We start from the raw sequence: 14621 nt of genomic DNA, 5'->3' as shown, positions 1-14621 counted from the left end.
GCTGGCCGGGCCGAGCGAGCCGTCTCAGGCAGCCGGCTGGTTGTCGTCGCCGGGGCGACGCAACTTCGTGCGGGCCCGACTTAGCATCGGACCAACGCTGTTCTCGGGCATGCCGAGCGAGTGGCCGATCTCCTCGTAGCTGCGACCTTCGAGGTGGAACATCTGCATCGCCTGAGCCTCCACGCCGTCGAGCCGCGTGAGCAAGCGACGGACCTGATCCATGTCGCTGACCCGGTGCGTGGGCGAGCTGCGGCGGCTGGGATCGATGAGCGAACTGACTGAGGTTGCTTGTTCGCCGCCGTGTGCCGGATTGGTGATCGTGCTGACCAGCTGCCGCACCACCACCCGGCGGGCGATCACCGTGATGTAGGTCGCCAACGAGCTGAGCCCGCGAAAGCGACGCAGCGCGGCGTAGTCGTCTTGCAACAAGGCGAGAAACACCTCGGCGGCCAAGTCTTCGCGGTCGGCCGCCGAGAGGCGGATCGAGCGGGTCTCGGCAGCGTGGTTGATCACGTGCGTCACCAAGCCCATGAATCGATCGACAAAATCCTCCCACGCCAGCGGTTTGCTCGCCAGGCAGCGTTCGAGCAGATTGCGATCGATCTCAGAAAGCGGCACGTCAAAATCGCCCGGGAGGCAGCCTCGACAATAAGCCGAGGCGGGTGGGACCGAAGCAGGTGGGAGCGGAGCGCAAACCGGGCCATGCAGAGACACAGTCTCAACACCCGAAACGAATCGGAGCCCAGCCGAGTACGCTGCCTAGCGGATCCTTCGCGTCGCAGGCGTCCCCCGTAAATCCATAGTAAATTCGCCCGCACTGGCTGGCAACCGATTCGTGCCGCGTCCAAGCCGCTTTGCCGGGTGGGGTCGTGCGTGTTATTCCGCATGGGGTCGTTTCGCACCCCCGGCGTCAAACTCCGCCGTTCTTTCCCCATCACCCTGAGCGGGCAGCTTGACACCCACTCCGTCGCGCTCCTACGATTCAAGCGGAGAGAGAATCCACCGGGGTTCTAGTGGTTCTCTCGCCGTTACGGACGAATCGGGGCACAGGTTCGCTACGATTCGCCCGATGTTATGGAGAGACGACGCCGCTGCGCAACCGTGCGTGGCCGGCAGCCCAAGAAACGCTGTGGGAAGAAGACGCTGCGGGATTGCTTCGTTGCCAGACGGGCCTCTCGGCGCCACGCCACGGATCCCGCGACTCAAAGATAAATAGGAGAACACGGAGCTATGCCTCACGTCGTTTGCCAGCCCTGTTTCGACTGCAAGTACACCGACTGCGTCGTCGTTTGTCCCGTAGAGTGCTTCTACGAGGGCGACAAGATGCTCTACATCCATCCGGACGAGTGCATCGACTGCGAGGCGTGCGTTCCGGAGTGCCCCGTCGAGGCGATCTTCCACGAGGACAATGTCCCCGAGGAATGGACCAGCTATGTCGAGATGAACGCCGAAAAGGCGCCCGACTGCGAAGTGATCACCGAGAAGAAAGAGCCGCTCGCCGACAACTGATCCGGCGAAGGCGTCTATCGAAAAACGCAAATAGCCCCGGGTCGCTGACCCGGGGCTATTTTTTTGTTTGAGCAGACCGGCATTTCTAAGCACGCCGGCGGCACGCCATCGCCAGCATCGCGCTGAGCACCATGCAGCAGGCAGACGGCTCCGGTGCGGCAACGGCAGCCGGCGCTACCGACTGACCGAAGTAGTCGACCCACACTTGGTAGTCGCCTTGCGTAAAGGCGCCGGTTTCAAGCCCGTCTCGCCACACGGTAAAGTCGGCGGCGTCGACCACGCCGTTGTCGTTGTAGTCACCCGAGGGGCCAAGGATCTCGATCGCAAGCTCGTAGCCGCCCCCCTCGTCATGGGCGCCTTCGAAATCGAGGTCGTCGTAGCCGGTCACAGCTAGCACCGCTTCGCCCGAAGCATTGGTGCGTCCTTCGAGTTGAGAAAACAGGGTTTCTTCGCTGAGGTCATCGTTGAACCCAACAAGCTCCCCCGAATCGTTGAACAAGCCGAGAGCCGTGTCTGGCTCGCCACCCTCCCCGGCGGAGGTGGTCGCTGAAAAGCGGGCGCCGGGCGGCAGCCCCGTGAAGCGGTAGAAGTCGACGTCGTCGCCGAAACCGCCAACGGTGGTGTTGTCGATGTAGACATCGAAGCTGCCGTTGATCCAATTGGAGCCGAATTCCGAGAAGCTGTTCACGACGCCCGGATTGAGCGTTTCGTCGTACTCATAGGTGTCCACGAGGTCGTCAAATAAGTCGTACACATCGACATAGACGGTGTAGCCCCCCGCCTCGCCGTGGTTCCCGAAGAAACCTTCGTCAGGGTAACCGGAGATTTTGAATTGGACTTCGCCGCTCGAAGTCGGCACCCCGAAAAGCCCCGAGGCGCGGCCATCCCCCAGCGGGCTGCCGTCGTCATCGAAGTAATCGATGCCGCCAAACAACCCCTCCACACCGAGCACCGTGTCGGGGCCAGTCCCCAGCGTGCTCTCGACGGACAATTGGCCACTCTCCAACCGCGTGGCGTCGCCGAAAGTCTCGTTCGGCTCCTCGGCTCTCGAATCGTGGCAAATCAAAAGACAGGCCGTCATTGATGCAGCCATGGCTAATAAGAAACGCATCGTGGGCGACCTCGTGAAGTGTCAGACAAGACTGGTTGCTGAATCGCACCAGCAGTTTAACCCCGCCTACCCACAACCGGGTGAAGAATTCGCGAGCGCACAAAAAAGCGAGCTGGGTGGTAACACCCAGCTCGCTTGGGTCACTTCAAGTCGACCGACCAATAGGCCGCGTCGAGGAATGTCTTCCAGCTCTCGTACTTTGGGTTGCCAAGCTTGACCGAAAGCATCGGGCTGCGACGCGGGCGGACCGGCTTGCGGGTGAGCTTCATGCCGGCCTCGTCGGGAGTTCGACCTCCCTTGCGAACGTTGCAACGGACACACGAGCAGACCACGTTCTCCCAGGTGGTCTGCCCTCCGCGGCAGCTAGGCACCACGTGGTCGACACTCAGCTCGCTGGTGACGAAAGATTTGCCGCAGTACTGGCAGCGGTTGCCGTCGCGGGCGAACAAGTTGCGGCGGTTGAGGCGCACCCGCAGCTTCGGCACGCGGTCGAAGTGCAGCAGTCGCAAGACGCGCGGCGCCTGGATGCGGAAGTTCACGCTGCTGACCCAATCGGCGTGGGGGTCGTCTTCGCCGAGTTCCTCGAACTGGGCTTTCAACTCGCTGACCTCGCGCCACGAGTGGAAGTCGTAGTTGGCGTACTGGCCATCCTCGATGTGGATAACCTCGGCCAGCTCGCGCAGGAGAAGTGCAAAGGCGCGGCGCACATCGACCACGTGTACCGCCATGTATTGGCGGTTGAGAACCAGAACGCTCGCGTTGAGAGACGCGTGGCTTGCCATCGACATGAGCTCAGGCTTCCTTCGTCGTGGTGACGTAGACGTCGCACGAGTCTTGCACGTTGTGTGCCCAGAGGACCCGCGGCGCCTCCGATATCTCAATTCTACTAGCCATGCGAACGCCGTTCCAGATCTGTCTGGGGGCTATCGCGAGGCTTAACCGATTCTTTGTGGGGGCCTGACCGATCCTTCACAAGCCGGCTTCGGGGGTTGAGCCGCGTTGCGGACTGTCGAAAGTGAGCCGTCGACGCCCGCACCGTGCCCGCACCGTTTTTTGTCGCCCGGTCAGGCTTGCTCACCGCCGCGCCGCCTTACTAACATGGAAGAGGACACGGACGAGGCGGTCCCGCGACACACGCCCCAGACCATCCCCCCCGGGTTTCGCCGCGGGCTCAGGTCACAGGCATTCAGGACAGCCAATTGCAAAAAAAGGATCGCCAGAAACCATGATCCACTTCACCTGCGACGGATGTGGTCGTTCGATCGACCCGGATTGCGAAGTCAGGTTTGTCGTGCGGATGGAATGCTACGCCTCGCTCGACGTCGACGAGCCAACCGACGACGAAGAGGTCGACCACCTGCAAGAGATCGAGGAGATCCTCGAGCGGCTCGATGGGGTCGACAACCCCGAGGTCGGCGAAGAGGTCTACCAACAAGCCCGCTACGACCTGTGCGGCGAATGCCGTCGCCGGTTCCTGCAGAACCCCCTCGGTCGCAGCGTGGCGACGAACCTGAAGTTCAGCAACAACTAGCCGAGTTGGTGTTTCCGAAGACCGGCCGTAACAGCCGCCGTGTGGACGAGCCAACACGTGCCGATCGAAATGAGCCCCCCGGCGTGAGCTACCTTCTTCCGCCGCGCCGCATGCCGAGCAAGCCGCTCTCCGAGCTCTGCCACCGGTTGGCGGTCTCGATCGACGCCGGCATCGACATCCGCCGCATCTGGCAACGCGAGGCCGATTCGGCCCACGGCCGTCGCGGCCGCGCTTACGCAGCGATCCGCGACGGCGTGAACGAGGGCGACTCGCTCGGGGTGTGCCTCGATCGTCAGTCCGATTTGTTCCCCCGCCTGATGCGCGAGATGGTCGCCGTGGGCGAAGACACCGGCGCCCTGGCCGAGGTCCTCGGCCGGCTCTCCAAGCATTACGACGGGCTGCACCGCACGCGGCGCCTGTTCTTGGGCCAGATCGCCTGGCCGGTGCTGCAGCTCACCGCCGCCGCGGCGATCGTCGGGCTGCTGATCCTCATCGGCGGCGTGTTGACGGACATCCACGGCAAGCCGCTCGACCTGCTCGGCATCGGTCTGACCGGTTCGGGCGGCCTGATCGTTTATGCCTTCGTGCTGTCGACTCTCGCCGCCATCGGCGCCCTGTTGGGGGCGGCCATCGCCCGCGGGGCGCTGTGGACACGCTCCGCGCAGCAACTCATCACCCGGCTTCCGGTCGTGGGACCGGCGTTGAAGAAGATCGCTCAGGCTCGCTTGGCGTGGGCCATGCACCTGACGCTCAACGTGGCGATGGACGTGCTCAAGGCGGCGCCGCTGTGGCTGCAGGCCACCGGCAACGCCTACTACACGCGTCACTCCGACGCCGTAGTCGCCTCGCTGCGTGAGGGGGCCACGATCAGCGAGGCGTTGGCCGCGACTGACACCTTACCGATCGAGATGATCGACGCCATCGCCGTTGCCGAGGAGAGCGGCACGATCTGCGAGTCGATGGGCCGTCTCTCGGCCCGCTACGAAGAGGAAGCGCAGTCGGCCATCCTGACTCTCACCCGCGTCGCCGGCGGGCTGGTTTGGCTCGCGATGGCGGCGATCATGATCGCGATCATCTTCCGCCTCTTCAGCTTCTACACGGGGATGCTTTACGACGCGCTGGAAGGGGTCTGAGCAGCCAGGGGCTAGAGCGGTTTGCTCATTGGTGTAGACGCTCGGTTCGCGATCGGCGTCATGGCTTCGTCAGCCTGCATCGACAATGCACCGCATTGCCTGCTTCGGCTTCCTCGCCACGCCGCCAATCGCTTCCCCGCTCGTCCACAACAATTCGAATACCGCTCTATCCGAAGCGGTCGCGATCGGAGTGATGGTCAGGACCGCCGCCCTCGAACACCGCGGTCTCCACCGATTTGCCGCATGCCTTGCAGGAGTAGACAATCGGGTTCTCGCTGACGACCAACGCCCTGCCGCTGCAACCGGCTTGGTCGCAGCGAGCGGGAATCAGCTTGCGGAACAGCAGCCGGGGCGCCATCACGCCAACGACCCCCGCCACAACCATCGCCACGGCGGCGTAAGCCAACGATTGGCCAAACGCCCCGGCCACGAAACCGTAGACCACCAGCCCCTCGGCTGCGAGGAAACCGAGCATCTCGGCGGCGACCATGAATCGCAGATGCCAGCGGATCGACATGCGAATCCTTAAGCGGGGAACCGATCGGTCAGCACCACCTCACTCTTAGCAAGCTGCCCACCACGCGGATACGGATCTGCTATCGACTTGCCCACCACGACCATCATGCCGACCACGTGGTCCTCGGGCAGTGCGATCAGCTCGGCGACCCGCTGAGCGTCGAAGCCGATCATCGGGCAGGTGTCGTAGCCCATGGCCTTGGCGGCGAGCATGAGCGTTTGGGCCGCGATGCCGCACGAACGCATCACCTCGTCGCGCTGGGTCTGCTCCCCCCTGCCCTCGTAGAAGTTCTTGATCATCGGCACGAGTTGCTCCTGCGCGGCGTCGGGCACGTTGCGCCAGTAACGCTGCGGATCCTTCTCCCAAGCCTTCAGGTCGCCGCAAAGCAGGACGGCAAAGCAAGAGTCGACCACCTGCTGCTGGTTCCACGCCGCCTCGCACAGCTTCTTTTTCTGCTCGGGGTCGCGCACGACGACGAACCGCCAATTCTGGATGTTGAACGACGTGGGCGAGAGCAGCACGAGATCGAACAGCCGCTCGAAGTCGGCCTCGGGCATCTCGAACGCGGGGTCGTACTTCTTGATCGAGCGGCGTTCTTGGATCGCGGTGAGCGTGTCCATCTTGCGAGAGCCTTGGCTTGATGTGGGAGGGATTGAACCGGGGAGACGCCACGGACGTGGCGTTGGAGGCGCTCAGGTCTCGTAAACGATCCGCCCGTGTTGCTGGCTGCGGCTGATGCGGTCGGTGGCATAGAGGCCGGCCAGGACGAACTCGACACAGCTCGCCCGCACGGCGGCGTCTTCGGAGGCGTTCACCTCGAACGCCTTGTCCCACGCCGGCGGCACACGCTTCAGCAGCTCGGCGTAGTGGCTGGAGGGCAGCAGGTCGCCCACTTCGATTTTAACGCCCTGCTTGAAGACCTCGGCGATCTCGGCCAGGCCGTGCTCCTCGACGTACTCGCCAAACACCGTGGCGATCGCCTGGGCGATCACCGCGTCGAGCACCTGCCGCTCGCCCATCTGGTGCGAGCCCATCAGGTCGAGTTCCAGCTTGCCGAGCGAGCTGGCGTAGAGGTGCCCCAGGTCGGAGATGCGCGGCACGGCGGGCGACTCGCCCAGCACGGCGGCCCGGTGCCGGGCGCTGGCGATCATCGTGCGGTAGTTGGCGATCGACAGCCGCGCTGACACACCCGAATCGTGGTCGACGTACTTGCTGTCGCGCGCCGCCCGGCTAATCTCTTCAATCAGCTCCTTCATGAAATAAGGGACGACAACGGCGAGGTCGGATGCCGGAGACGAGAGGTCAGAATCAGCAGGCCCTGGCCTCTGACCTCCGATCTCCGACCTCTCCTCAACTTCCTGCTCCAAGATCTGAACGCCCAGCTCGCGGTCGGTGGGGTAATGCGTGTGGATCACCGAACCGATGCGGTCTTTGAGCTGCGGGATCACCTTGCCGCTGCGGTTGTAAGTGGCCGGGTTGGCCGAGAAGAGGATCATCACGTCGATGTCGAACTTCACGGGGATGCCGCGGATCTGGACGTCGCGTTCTTCGAGGATGTTGAACAGGCCGACCTGCACCAGCTCGTCGAGCTCGGGAAGCTCGTTCATGGCGAACAATCCGCGGTGCATGCGGGGGATGAGGCCGAAGTGCAGCGCCTCCTCGGCGCCCATGCTCGCTCCGCCGGCGAGCTTCGCCGGGTCGATCTCGCCAATGATGTCGGCGAATTTGGTTCCGGGGGCGAGGCGTTCGACGTAGCGTTGCTCACGCGGCCACCAGGCGATCGGCACGTCGTCGGCCGGAACGCCCTCGGTCATCGCCCTGCCCCGCTTGGTGATCGGGTGCTCCGGGTCGTCGTGCAGCGGGATGCGGCGGTCGTCGAGGTACGGGATCGCGTCGTCGAGGAAATCGATGAGCCGCCGCATCAGCCGGCTCTTCGCCTGGCCCTTCTCGCCAAGGAAAAGCAGGTCGTGCTGGGCGAGCAGAGCGATGTTCAGCTCGGGAAGCACCGTGTCGTCGTAGCCAACGATGCCGGGGTAAAGCTCTTCGCCCGCCTGCAGCTTGCGGAGAAAGTTGTCGTGGATCTCTTGTTTGACCGTTTTGCTTCGCCAGCCGCTGTTGCGGAGTTCGGCGAGGTTGCGGGGGCGGGCGTCGTCGGTGAGGGTCATCGTGGTGGGGCGTCCGTGTTGCGGTGGGGGCTGGGTACTCGCGATTATAGCGCTAAGCAAGCGTGCGAGAACCGCGTGCGGCGTACATGCCTCAGAAACCAGGACGCGGCGCCGCTCGTCGCGCCGCGGGAATCAAGCCCAGGGCCTACGCGGCCGCTCCGCAGCGGCCATTCCGAGCTAGGCCGCCGTCGCCCTCGCCACTTACAATCAACGGCCTTCTCCCGCCGAATCCTCCCAGCCAGCTGACGCACGAAGCATGACCGAGCCCACCACCGACCAAGAGCCTGATGCGCAGACCGCCCCCTCGCCGACGAAGCTGCGGGTTTGGCCGGCGGTGCTGATCGCGATTGTGTCGTGGTTCACCCTGACCGTGCCGATTCGCCAAACGCCGGGCGAACTCAACGGCTTTCTACCGATGTTGCTGGGTGCGATCGGCGGGCTCTTGCTGCTGTTGATCTGGTGGCTCTTTTTTAGCCGCGTGCCGCGTCGCGACCGAACGATTGGTGTGGCGCTGCTCGTTGGGGCGCTCGCCTTAGGGCAACTCCTTTTGTTCGACCCCACGGCGGGGCATTTCCAAGCGGTTTACATCAATTTCTTGCCGATGCTCACCGCCGCGCTGGTGGCTGTCATGGCGCTGGGCAAAGCATTTGGCGTGGGTTGGCCTTTGCTGCGGTTCGCCTGCCTTGGCGTGATCGTCGTCGGGTTCGGACTCTGGTCCGGCGTTCGTCACGAAGGGATCGATGGTTTTATGCAGCCCTCGTACGCCTGGCGTTGGACACCCACCAGCGAGCAGGTGTTGCTCGTTCGCGACGGCGCGGCTGACGTCTCCATGGATTCGGTCGTCGAAGCGGCTGCCGATGACTGGCCCGGCTTCCGTGGCTCGAACCGCGACAGCCGCCTCACTGGCGTGACGATCGCCCCAGAGTGGGCCACGCCGCCCCGCGAGGTTTGGCGCACGCCCGTGGGGCCTTCGTGGTCCTCGGTCGCGCTGGTCGGTGATTGGCTTTACACGCACGAGCAGCGCGGCGAGCTAGAGTGCGTGGTCGCTTACGATGCGGCTACCGGCGCCGAGCGTTGGTCGGCCGGAGTCGCGGCCCGGTTCAGCGACCCGCTCGGCGGCCCCGGCCCGCGGTCGACGCCCGAGTTTCGCGATGGCTTTCTGTATGTGTCGGGCGGAACCGGTGTGGTTCGCAAGCTCGACGCCGCCACGGGCAGCGAACAGTGGCGCCGCAACGTGACCGACGACCTCGCGGTCGAGAGCCCGCCGGAATGGGGCTTTGCGGCCTCACCCTTGGTGGTCGACGCGGCGGACGGCTCGCGGCTGGTGGTGGTTTACGCCGGCAACCCTCCCCCTGCCGATGACGCGGGTGTGGCCGATGAGGCGGTTGTCGCTTATCACGCCGCCAGCGGCGAAGTCGCCTGGACCGCGGGCGCCGGCTACCACGGCTACTGCTCGGTGCACCTCGCCACGCTGGGGGGCGTTGAACAGTTGCTCATGGCCACGAATCTAGGCCTCGAATCGCTCGACGTGGCGACCGGCCGGCGGCTTTGGTTCTACGAATGGGCCATGGGCGATTTCCCGCGCACCACCCAGCCGCTGGTGGTCGATGGCAACGCCGTCGTGCTCGCGGCCGGCTACGGCTACGGTGCTCACCGGCTGAGCGTCACGCGCGGCGCCGACGACCAAAGCGCTGATGACTGGACGACCGCCACGGTGTGGGAATCACGCGAGCTCAAGCCGTATTTCAACGATTACGTCGAGTTCGACGGACACATCTACGGCTTCAACGGCCCATTTTTCACCTGCCTCGACGCGGCCACCGGCGAGCCGACATGGCCCAAGAAGGTGAAACGCGACGCCAAGTTCAACCACGGCCAGGTGCTGCTGGTGGAAGATTCCGCCATGCTCATCGCTGTGACCGAGAACAGCGGCGAGGCCGTGCTGATCGAAGCGACGCCCGAGACGCTCAAGATCGCGGGACGCTTTAAGGCTCTCGACGGAAAGACCTGGAACCACCCGGTCGTCCACCGCGGCCGACTCTACCTGCGCAACGGCTCCGAGATGGCGTGCTTTGAACTGCCAGCCCAGTCGACGCCGCGCGGAGGCGCCGGCGATCCCGAAGATTGACCGCGGTGCAGCTCAAGCCCCGGCAGCCGGGTCCTTGCCGTCGACCCACGCCCCTTCGAGCGACTGGTACTCGGGCGGCAGCAGCTTGCTCCCCTTGTCGCCGCCGGTCCAGCCGGCCACGTGGCTCGCGTCGCCGCGGTTCTTGGAGCGTTGCTCCCACCGCTCGGCCCACGACGAGTCCGCCTCGCCGTAGGTCATCGACTCGCTGTCGAAGTGGTACACCTTGCCGGTGCGGTAGCTCATCGAGCCGAGTTTAACGACCGCCATCGCCGCCGCGCCCAACTCGGGCGAGCAGTTCACCATGGCGGGATCGTCGGCGCCCACCGCGTCAACGAAGTTCTGGAAGTGAGCAAACGTGGTGTTGCGGATCAATCCGCTCTCCACGCGGTGGTCTTGGATCGACGAGTCGTGCGTCACGGGCGACCGCTCCGCGACGAAGTCGAAGCCGTCGAACTGCTCGCCGTTGCCGAACAGCAGGTTGCCGAAGTGCCCGCGGATGAATTGCTTGATGGGCTGCTTGTTGGAGCACATCGTGGCGGTGACCAAGCCCTGGCAGCCCTCCTCGAAATCGGCGACCACCGTCGCCACGTCGGGAACGTCGCGGCCGTCGTACTCCAAGTAGATCCCCCCGCCGCCGGTCACCCGCCCCGGGAACCGCAGGCCGGTCGCCTTGAGCATCGAAGTCGTGCGGTGCACGAACAGGTCGGTGAACATGCCGGCGCCGAAGTCCCAGTAGCAACGCCACTGACCGAACCGGGCGCGATCGAACGGCTGCTCGGGCGCCAGGTCGAACTCGCGTCCGAGGAACATGTTCCAGTCGATGTTCTTCGGCGTCATCTCCTTGATCAGCGGGTAGTAACGCCACTGGCCGAGGTCCGAGTTGCGGAAGTACTCGGTCTGGTAGCCGAGCACCTTGCCGAGCCGGCCGGTGGTGATGTATTCGTTCGCCTTGCCCCACACCGGCAGCGAGGTCGACTGCACGCCGACCTGCATCACCTTGCCGCTGCGTTTCCAGGCGTGGTAGACGTCGATCGCCTCTTGCACGCTGTGCGTCATCGGCTTCTCGCAGTAGACGTGCTTGCCCGCCTCGAGGGCGTCGATCGTCTGCCGGGCGTGCCAGTGGTCGGGAGTGGCGATCACCACCGCGTCGATCGACGGGTCCGCCAAGATGTCGCGGTAGTCGCCGGTCTTCTTCGGCTCCTTGCCGGTGGCCTCCTTGATCTTCGACTGCGAGCTGTCCGTGTAGAGATTGAACACGTCGCAAACGTAGGCCGCCTCGACCGTGCCCCGCTCTTTCTGCAGGTGGGTCACCGTGTCGATGTGCGCCTGGCAGCGGCCGCGGCTACCTCCGCTCCGCACGCGGCCGTCGTCGCCCACGCCGATAAAGCCGATACGCAGCGCCGAGTTCGTCTGCGGGGCGTCAACGCTCGTGGCCCCCATCGCCGAGGGGGCGGCCAACGCCGCGGCGCCCGCGCCGGTGGCGGCTAGAAAACGGCGACGCGTGACTGAATCGATCGGCATGGGACGCTCCGGCGGGGATGCTTCGGCTGAGGGGTCGACGAAACGGCGTCTGCGGTCGGCGTGAGACGCACGGTCGGGCCAAACCTAGGCGTGGCGCCAACCTAGCCAGATTAGCAAGTCGGGTCGCGCGGCTCAACGAGCCCGAGACGGCCCGCGGTGAGCCGTCACACCGCAATCGGGGAGGGCCGCTGATCGATCGACCGGGGAATCAAGCATCTTGGCATAAAAAAACGCCCACGCGACGCCAAGCGTCGCGTGGGCGCGGTCGCCGCGCCGGGGTCCCGACAACCCGCGGCGCCCTTTCTCTCTCAGCGCCACTTCAGCACGGCGAACACTCCCTCCCCCTCACGGATGCGGCCCGGCAGCTCCATCAGCCGGTCGCGGTAAACGCTCAGCAGCACGGCGCCGCCGAAGAGCCCGGCCCCGCCCGCCATGAGGTAAACCGCCACGTTCTGCAGTTCGTCTGGCACGTGGAGAAGGAACACCAGGCTCACCAGGTAGAGCGCCATCATCGCCCCGCCGGTCAGCGAGGTGGCTCGCAGCCGGCAGAGCACACCCGAGGCGAGCATCGCCAACGCAACCAGCACCACGCCGCCGTTGTGCAGGGCGCTCCAGACCTCGCCCAACCCATCACCCATCAATCGGCTGGCGAGCAATCCGAGGCAGAGCGGGACGCTGGTCAGCAGGCTGCCGATCCACAGGTTCAAGTCGACCCCGGTGGGCCTCTTCTGCGTGGGGTCGCCTAGGTTTTCGCGCCACCAGCCGACGTGGCCCGCTGCGAGGATGGCGGCGCCGACCGAGGCGACCAACAACTCGAATCGCTGAACACCCGAGAGCACCGACACGGCGTTGAGTGTGAGGGCCGCCATGATCACTCCCAAGCCGCCGCTCAAGAGCAGGAGATGGCGTCCGCGTCGGTCCTTCGTCAGCCAGGAGCCGACAAAACCGATGGCCGCTTGGCTGACGAGAAGCCCGAGCAGCCCGGCGCTCGCTTCATCGGCCACCAGGCGGTTGGCGGCAAGCAGCGCGCCTCCCACTGCGGCGAGGACAGTCAGCCCAAGGCCCGCCACCCCCAGCCTTCCGGTCGGACGAAAAGCGTCGACCGCGATCGCCGCGACGCCCAGCAAGCTGGCTACCAAGAGCGGGCCGTGCACGCCGAGCTCGTACACCGCGATCAGTTGCCAGGCGGCCAAGGCCGTCATCACCGGAGCGAGCAACGCCGGCGCGCGTCGCGGGCTCATCGTCGAGGCGATGGCGAACACCGCGGCCGTGGCGGCGGCAAGCACCGCGACTCCCACCGAGGGACCGGCGAGCAGGAGCGGCGCCGTCAGCGTTGTCATCAGGATTGCGCCCCCTTCGGCGGCGAACACGGCTTCGTCGCGTTGCTTGACGGAAGTGTATCCCCAGGCGAGCAACGCCAGCGGCACGGCGGCCTGCAACGCGACCAGACCAGCGCCCGACACGGCAGCAAACGGAAGGACCGCGGCCAAGCCACTCACAAGCATCGCCGCCGCGAAAGCGGGCCCCACCAGTCGATCGACACTCGCGCGTCCGCCGGCCGGTCCCTCGGTCTTCGAGTCGACCGCCTTGAGGAGTTGAGCGGCCAGCGTCGCGGCGCCAGCCAGGCAGTACCCCAGCCCCAAGTGGAAGGCCAGCAGCCCACCCTCTGGCACGAAAAGGCCACGCATTAGCTGCAGCAACACAAGCACGAGGGCGACGTTCGCACAGGCCGCGCCGGTCGCCCTGAGCGCCGGCGCCAAGGTTTCGGCTTCATCCGCTGCAACATAGTTAGCTGACTCTTCGGTAGTCTCTCCCCGCGGCGATGCGTACAGACGGGTCGCGGCGTAACAGCCGACGCTCACCACCGCCAGCATTCCGACAAAGAGCGATTCGGTGAACTCGATTCCCAGCAGGTCGACCCCGATCACCAAGCTCCAGAACAGGCTCAGCATGGAGAACAGCAGGAACCGCCGTCCGCCCAAGGCGAATCGCGAGTAGGCGTAGGTGTAGGCGCCCACGAGCGCCAGCCCGAATGCCGTCAGCTGCGCCGCGCCAACCGTGGCGACATCGGGAACCTCGAACCAGCCGCGGCCGTCGAAGAGCGTCTCGTAGAAACGTCCCGCCAAACGACCGCCGAGCAGCAGCCCTAGGCCCGCCCCCATCGCGGCGTGTCCGGCCCGGAAGAATGCGAGCCCAAAGTCGCCGCGGGTGAACGCCACATCCTCTTCGCGCGGCGTGAGTTCAGGGAACAACCGCTCGGCGTGCACGCACGCCGCGCCGAGAACCACGAGCAGAGTGGATGGCGCCATCACCTCCCAGAAGTGTCCGACGTGGGCGTCGGCCAAGAACAGCATGCCGGTCATCGCCACACCGCCGACGAACGCGTAGACGAACAGCGAATCCTTCAAGACGCGTGCGACCACGGCGTAAGCCACACAGCACGCCAACGCGGGCAACCAAAGATGGCCGCCCCCTTCGAGCGAGATAAGACCCTGGGCGTCGTAGAACCACAGGTTCAGCGGCAGCAGCAACGAGGCGAGCATCGCCACCCCGCGGCCCGCTATGCGGTATCGCGTGCGATCAGCCACCGCCACCCCGGCCACCAGCAAGCCGAGGTTCGCGGCGCCCAGCCCCAGGGCGGCGTGGAGCGGTTCGTTGAACACGCCGATCACGACCAACCAGATCACCAAGCCGAGCGTGAGCAGCGAACCGCCGGCGATCATCAACGTTTGTAGCGAACGGGGGTCGAGCAGCAGCTGAATCAGACCAGCTTTGCTCGGGGCTGTATCCCCAGGAGGGACGGCGGCGCCCTGGGCGGGAGGCAGGCTGGCCTCAGGCGGCTGGCCGGGCGAGGTGGTCATGGCTTTTCCTGTGCGTGAGAGAGGGAGAGTGGAATCGACTGCAGGCCGTCGGGACCAAGTCATTTCCCCCAAAAGCAAGGCTGGCGCCAAACACACCGGATTCTCGTAAGTAACCAATGAGAAACGACTTGCGATTAGTCACTCG

At 65.2% G+C, this 14621-nt stretch carries 12 protein-coding genes; 4 read left to right on the top strand and 8 right to left on the bottom strand.

Annotated elements, in window-relative coordinates:
- Positions 1-24: 24 nt before the first annotated feature.
- Entirely contained in the window at positions 25-618 is a 594-nt protein-coding gene (locus Mal64_RS17695) for an RNA polymerase sigma factor (protein ID WP_146402799.1), read from the bottom strand.
- 612 nt (positions 619-1230) lie between these two features.
- Between Mal64_RS17695 and Mal64_RS17690 the strand changes: the two genes are divergently transcribed.
- Positions 1231-1509, top strand: a complete 279-nt coding sequence (locus Mal64_RS17690) for a ferredoxin family protein (protein ID WP_146402797.1) — start codon at positions 1231-1233, stop codon at positions 1507-1509.
- Between the two features lie 85 nt (positions 1510-1594).
- On the opposite strand, the gene Mal64_RS17685 is transcribed toward Mal64_RS17690, so the two are convergent.
- Positions 1595-2620: a hypothetical protein gene (locus tag Mal64_RS17685; RefSeq protein ID WP_146402795.1), complete on the bottom strand. Its 1026-nt coding sequence runs from the start codon at positions 2618-2620 to the stop codon at positions 1595-1597.
- Positions 2621-2760: 140 nt separating this feature from the next.
- Positions 2761-3408, bottom strand: coding sequence for an HNH endonuclease (locus Mal64_RS17680; RefSeq protein ID WP_146402793.1), 648 nt, complete (start codon positions 3406-3408; stop codon positions 2761-2763).
- 437 nt (positions 3409-3845) lie between these two features.
- Here Mal64_RS17680 and Mal64_RS19970 point away from each other — a divergent pair, with 437 nt between their 5' ends.
- Positions 3846-4151: a hypothetical protein gene (locus Mal64_RS19970; RefSeq protein ID WP_197525856.1), complete on the top strand. Its 306-nt coding sequence runs from the start codon at positions 3846-3848 to the stop codon at positions 4149-4151.
- 83 nt (positions 4152-4234) lie between these two features.
- Positions 4235-5284 (top strand): type II secretion system F family protein, encoded by a 1050-nt coding sequence (locus Mal64_RS17675; protein ID WP_197525855.1) that lies wholly within the window; start codon positions 4235-4237, stop codon positions 5282-5284.
- A gap of 166 nt (positions 5285-5450) precedes the next feature.
- On the opposite strand, the gene Mal64_RS17670 is transcribed toward Mal64_RS17675, so the two are convergent.
- The 3 genes from Mal64_RS17670 to Mal64_RS17660 all read right to left on the bottom strand — a co-directional run bounded on the left by Mal64_RS17670 (position 5451) and on the right by Mal64_RS17660 (position 7966).
- Entirely contained in the window at positions 5451-5801 is a 351-nt protein-coding gene (locus Mal64_RS17670) for a hypothetical protein (protein ID WP_146402789.1), read from the bottom strand.
- 8 nt (positions 5802-5809) lie between these two features.
- Complete coding sequence (locus tag Mal64_RS17665) at positions 5810-6421, bottom strand: nitroreductase family protein (RefSeq protein ID WP_146402787.1); 612 nt, start codon at positions 6419-6421, stop codon at positions 5810-5812.
- 72 nt (positions 6422-6493) lie between these two features.
- Positions 6494-7966, bottom strand: coding sequence for a magnesium chelatase (locus Mal64_RS17660; RefSeq protein WP_146402785.1), 1473 nt, complete (start codon positions 7964-7966; stop codon positions 6494-6496).
- 256 nt (positions 7967-8222) lie between these two features.
- On the opposite strand from Mal64_RS17660, the gene Mal64_RS17655 reads away from it, so the two are divergent.
- Positions 8223-10094 carry an outer membrane protein assembly factor BamB family protein gene (locus tag Mal64_RS17655; protein WP_146402783.1) on the top strand — a complete coding sequence of 624 codons (1872 nt, stop codon included), beginning with the start codon at positions 8223-8225 and terminating at the stop codon, positions 10092-10094.
- Positions 10095-10106: 12 nt separating this feature from the next.
- Here the strand turns inward: Mal64_RS17655 and Mal64_RS17650 are convergent, their stop codons facing one another.
- Positions 10107-11615: a Gfo/Idh/MocA family protein gene (locus tag Mal64_RS17650; protein ID WP_146402781.1), complete on the bottom strand. Its 1509-nt coding sequence runs from the start codon at positions 11613-11615 to the stop codon at positions 10107-10109.
- A 308-nt stretch (positions 11616-11923) separates the two neighbouring features.
- Positions 11924-14476 carry a hypothetical protein gene (locus tag Mal64_RS17645; RefSeq protein WP_146402779.1) on the bottom strand — a complete coding sequence of 851 codons (2553 nt, stop codon included), beginning with the start codon at positions 14474-14476 and terminating at the stop codon, positions 11924-11926.
- Positions 14477-14621: the final 145 nt, after the last annotated feature.

Source organism: Pseudobythopirellula maris (genome assembly GCF_007859945.1).
Taxonomy (GTDB): Bacteria; Planctomycetota; Planctomycetia; order Pirellulales; family Lacipirellulaceae; genus Pseudobythopirellula; species Pseudobythopirellula maris.
Note: the sequence above shows the minus strand (reverse complement) of the source record. Positions and strands in the feature narration are given on the sequence as shown.

Bases quoted from the DNA above. Each gene is read 5' to 3' on its own strand.
- Mal64_RS17690 (WP_146402797.1), top strand. From the start codon at position 1,231: ATGCCTCACGTCGTTTGCCAGCCCTGTTTCGACTGCAAGTACACCGAC.
- Mal64_RS17685 (WP_146402795.1), bottom strand. From the start codon at position 2,620: ATGCGTTTCTTATTAGCCATGGCTGCATCAATGACGGCCTGTCTTTTG.
- Mal64_RS17680 (WP_146402793.1), bottom strand. From the start codon at position 3,408: ATGTCGATGGCAAGCCACGCGTCTCTCAACGCGAGCGTTCTGGTTCTC.
- Mal64_RS19970 (WP_197525856.1), top strand. From the start codon at position 3,846: ATGATCCACTTCACCTGCGACGGATGTGGTCGTTCGATCGACCCGGAT.
- Mal64_RS17670 (WP_146402789.1), bottom strand. From the start codon at position 5,801: ATGTCGATCCGCTGGCATCTGCGATTCATGGTCGCCGCCGAGATGCTC.
- Mal64_RS17665 (WP_146402787.1), bottom strand. From the start codon at position 6,421: ATGGACACGCTCACCGCGATCCAAGAACGCCGCTCGATCAAGAAGTAC.
- Mal64_RS17660 (WP_146402785.1), bottom strand. From the start codon at position 7,966: ATGACCCTCACCGACGACGCCCGCCCCCGCAACCTCGCCGAACTCCGC.
- Mal64_RS17655 (WP_146402783.1), top strand. From the start codon at position 8,223: ATGACCGAGCCCACCACCGACCAAGAGCCTGATGCGCAGACCGCCCCC.
- Mal64_RS17650 (WP_146402781.1), bottom strand. From the start codon at position 11,615: ATGCCGATCGATTCAGTCACGCGTCGCCGTTTTCTAGCCGCCACCGGC.
- Mal64_RS17645 (WP_146402779.1), bottom strand. From the start codon at position 14,476: ATGACCACCTCGCCCGGCCAGCCGCCTGAGGCCAGCCTGCCTCCCGCC.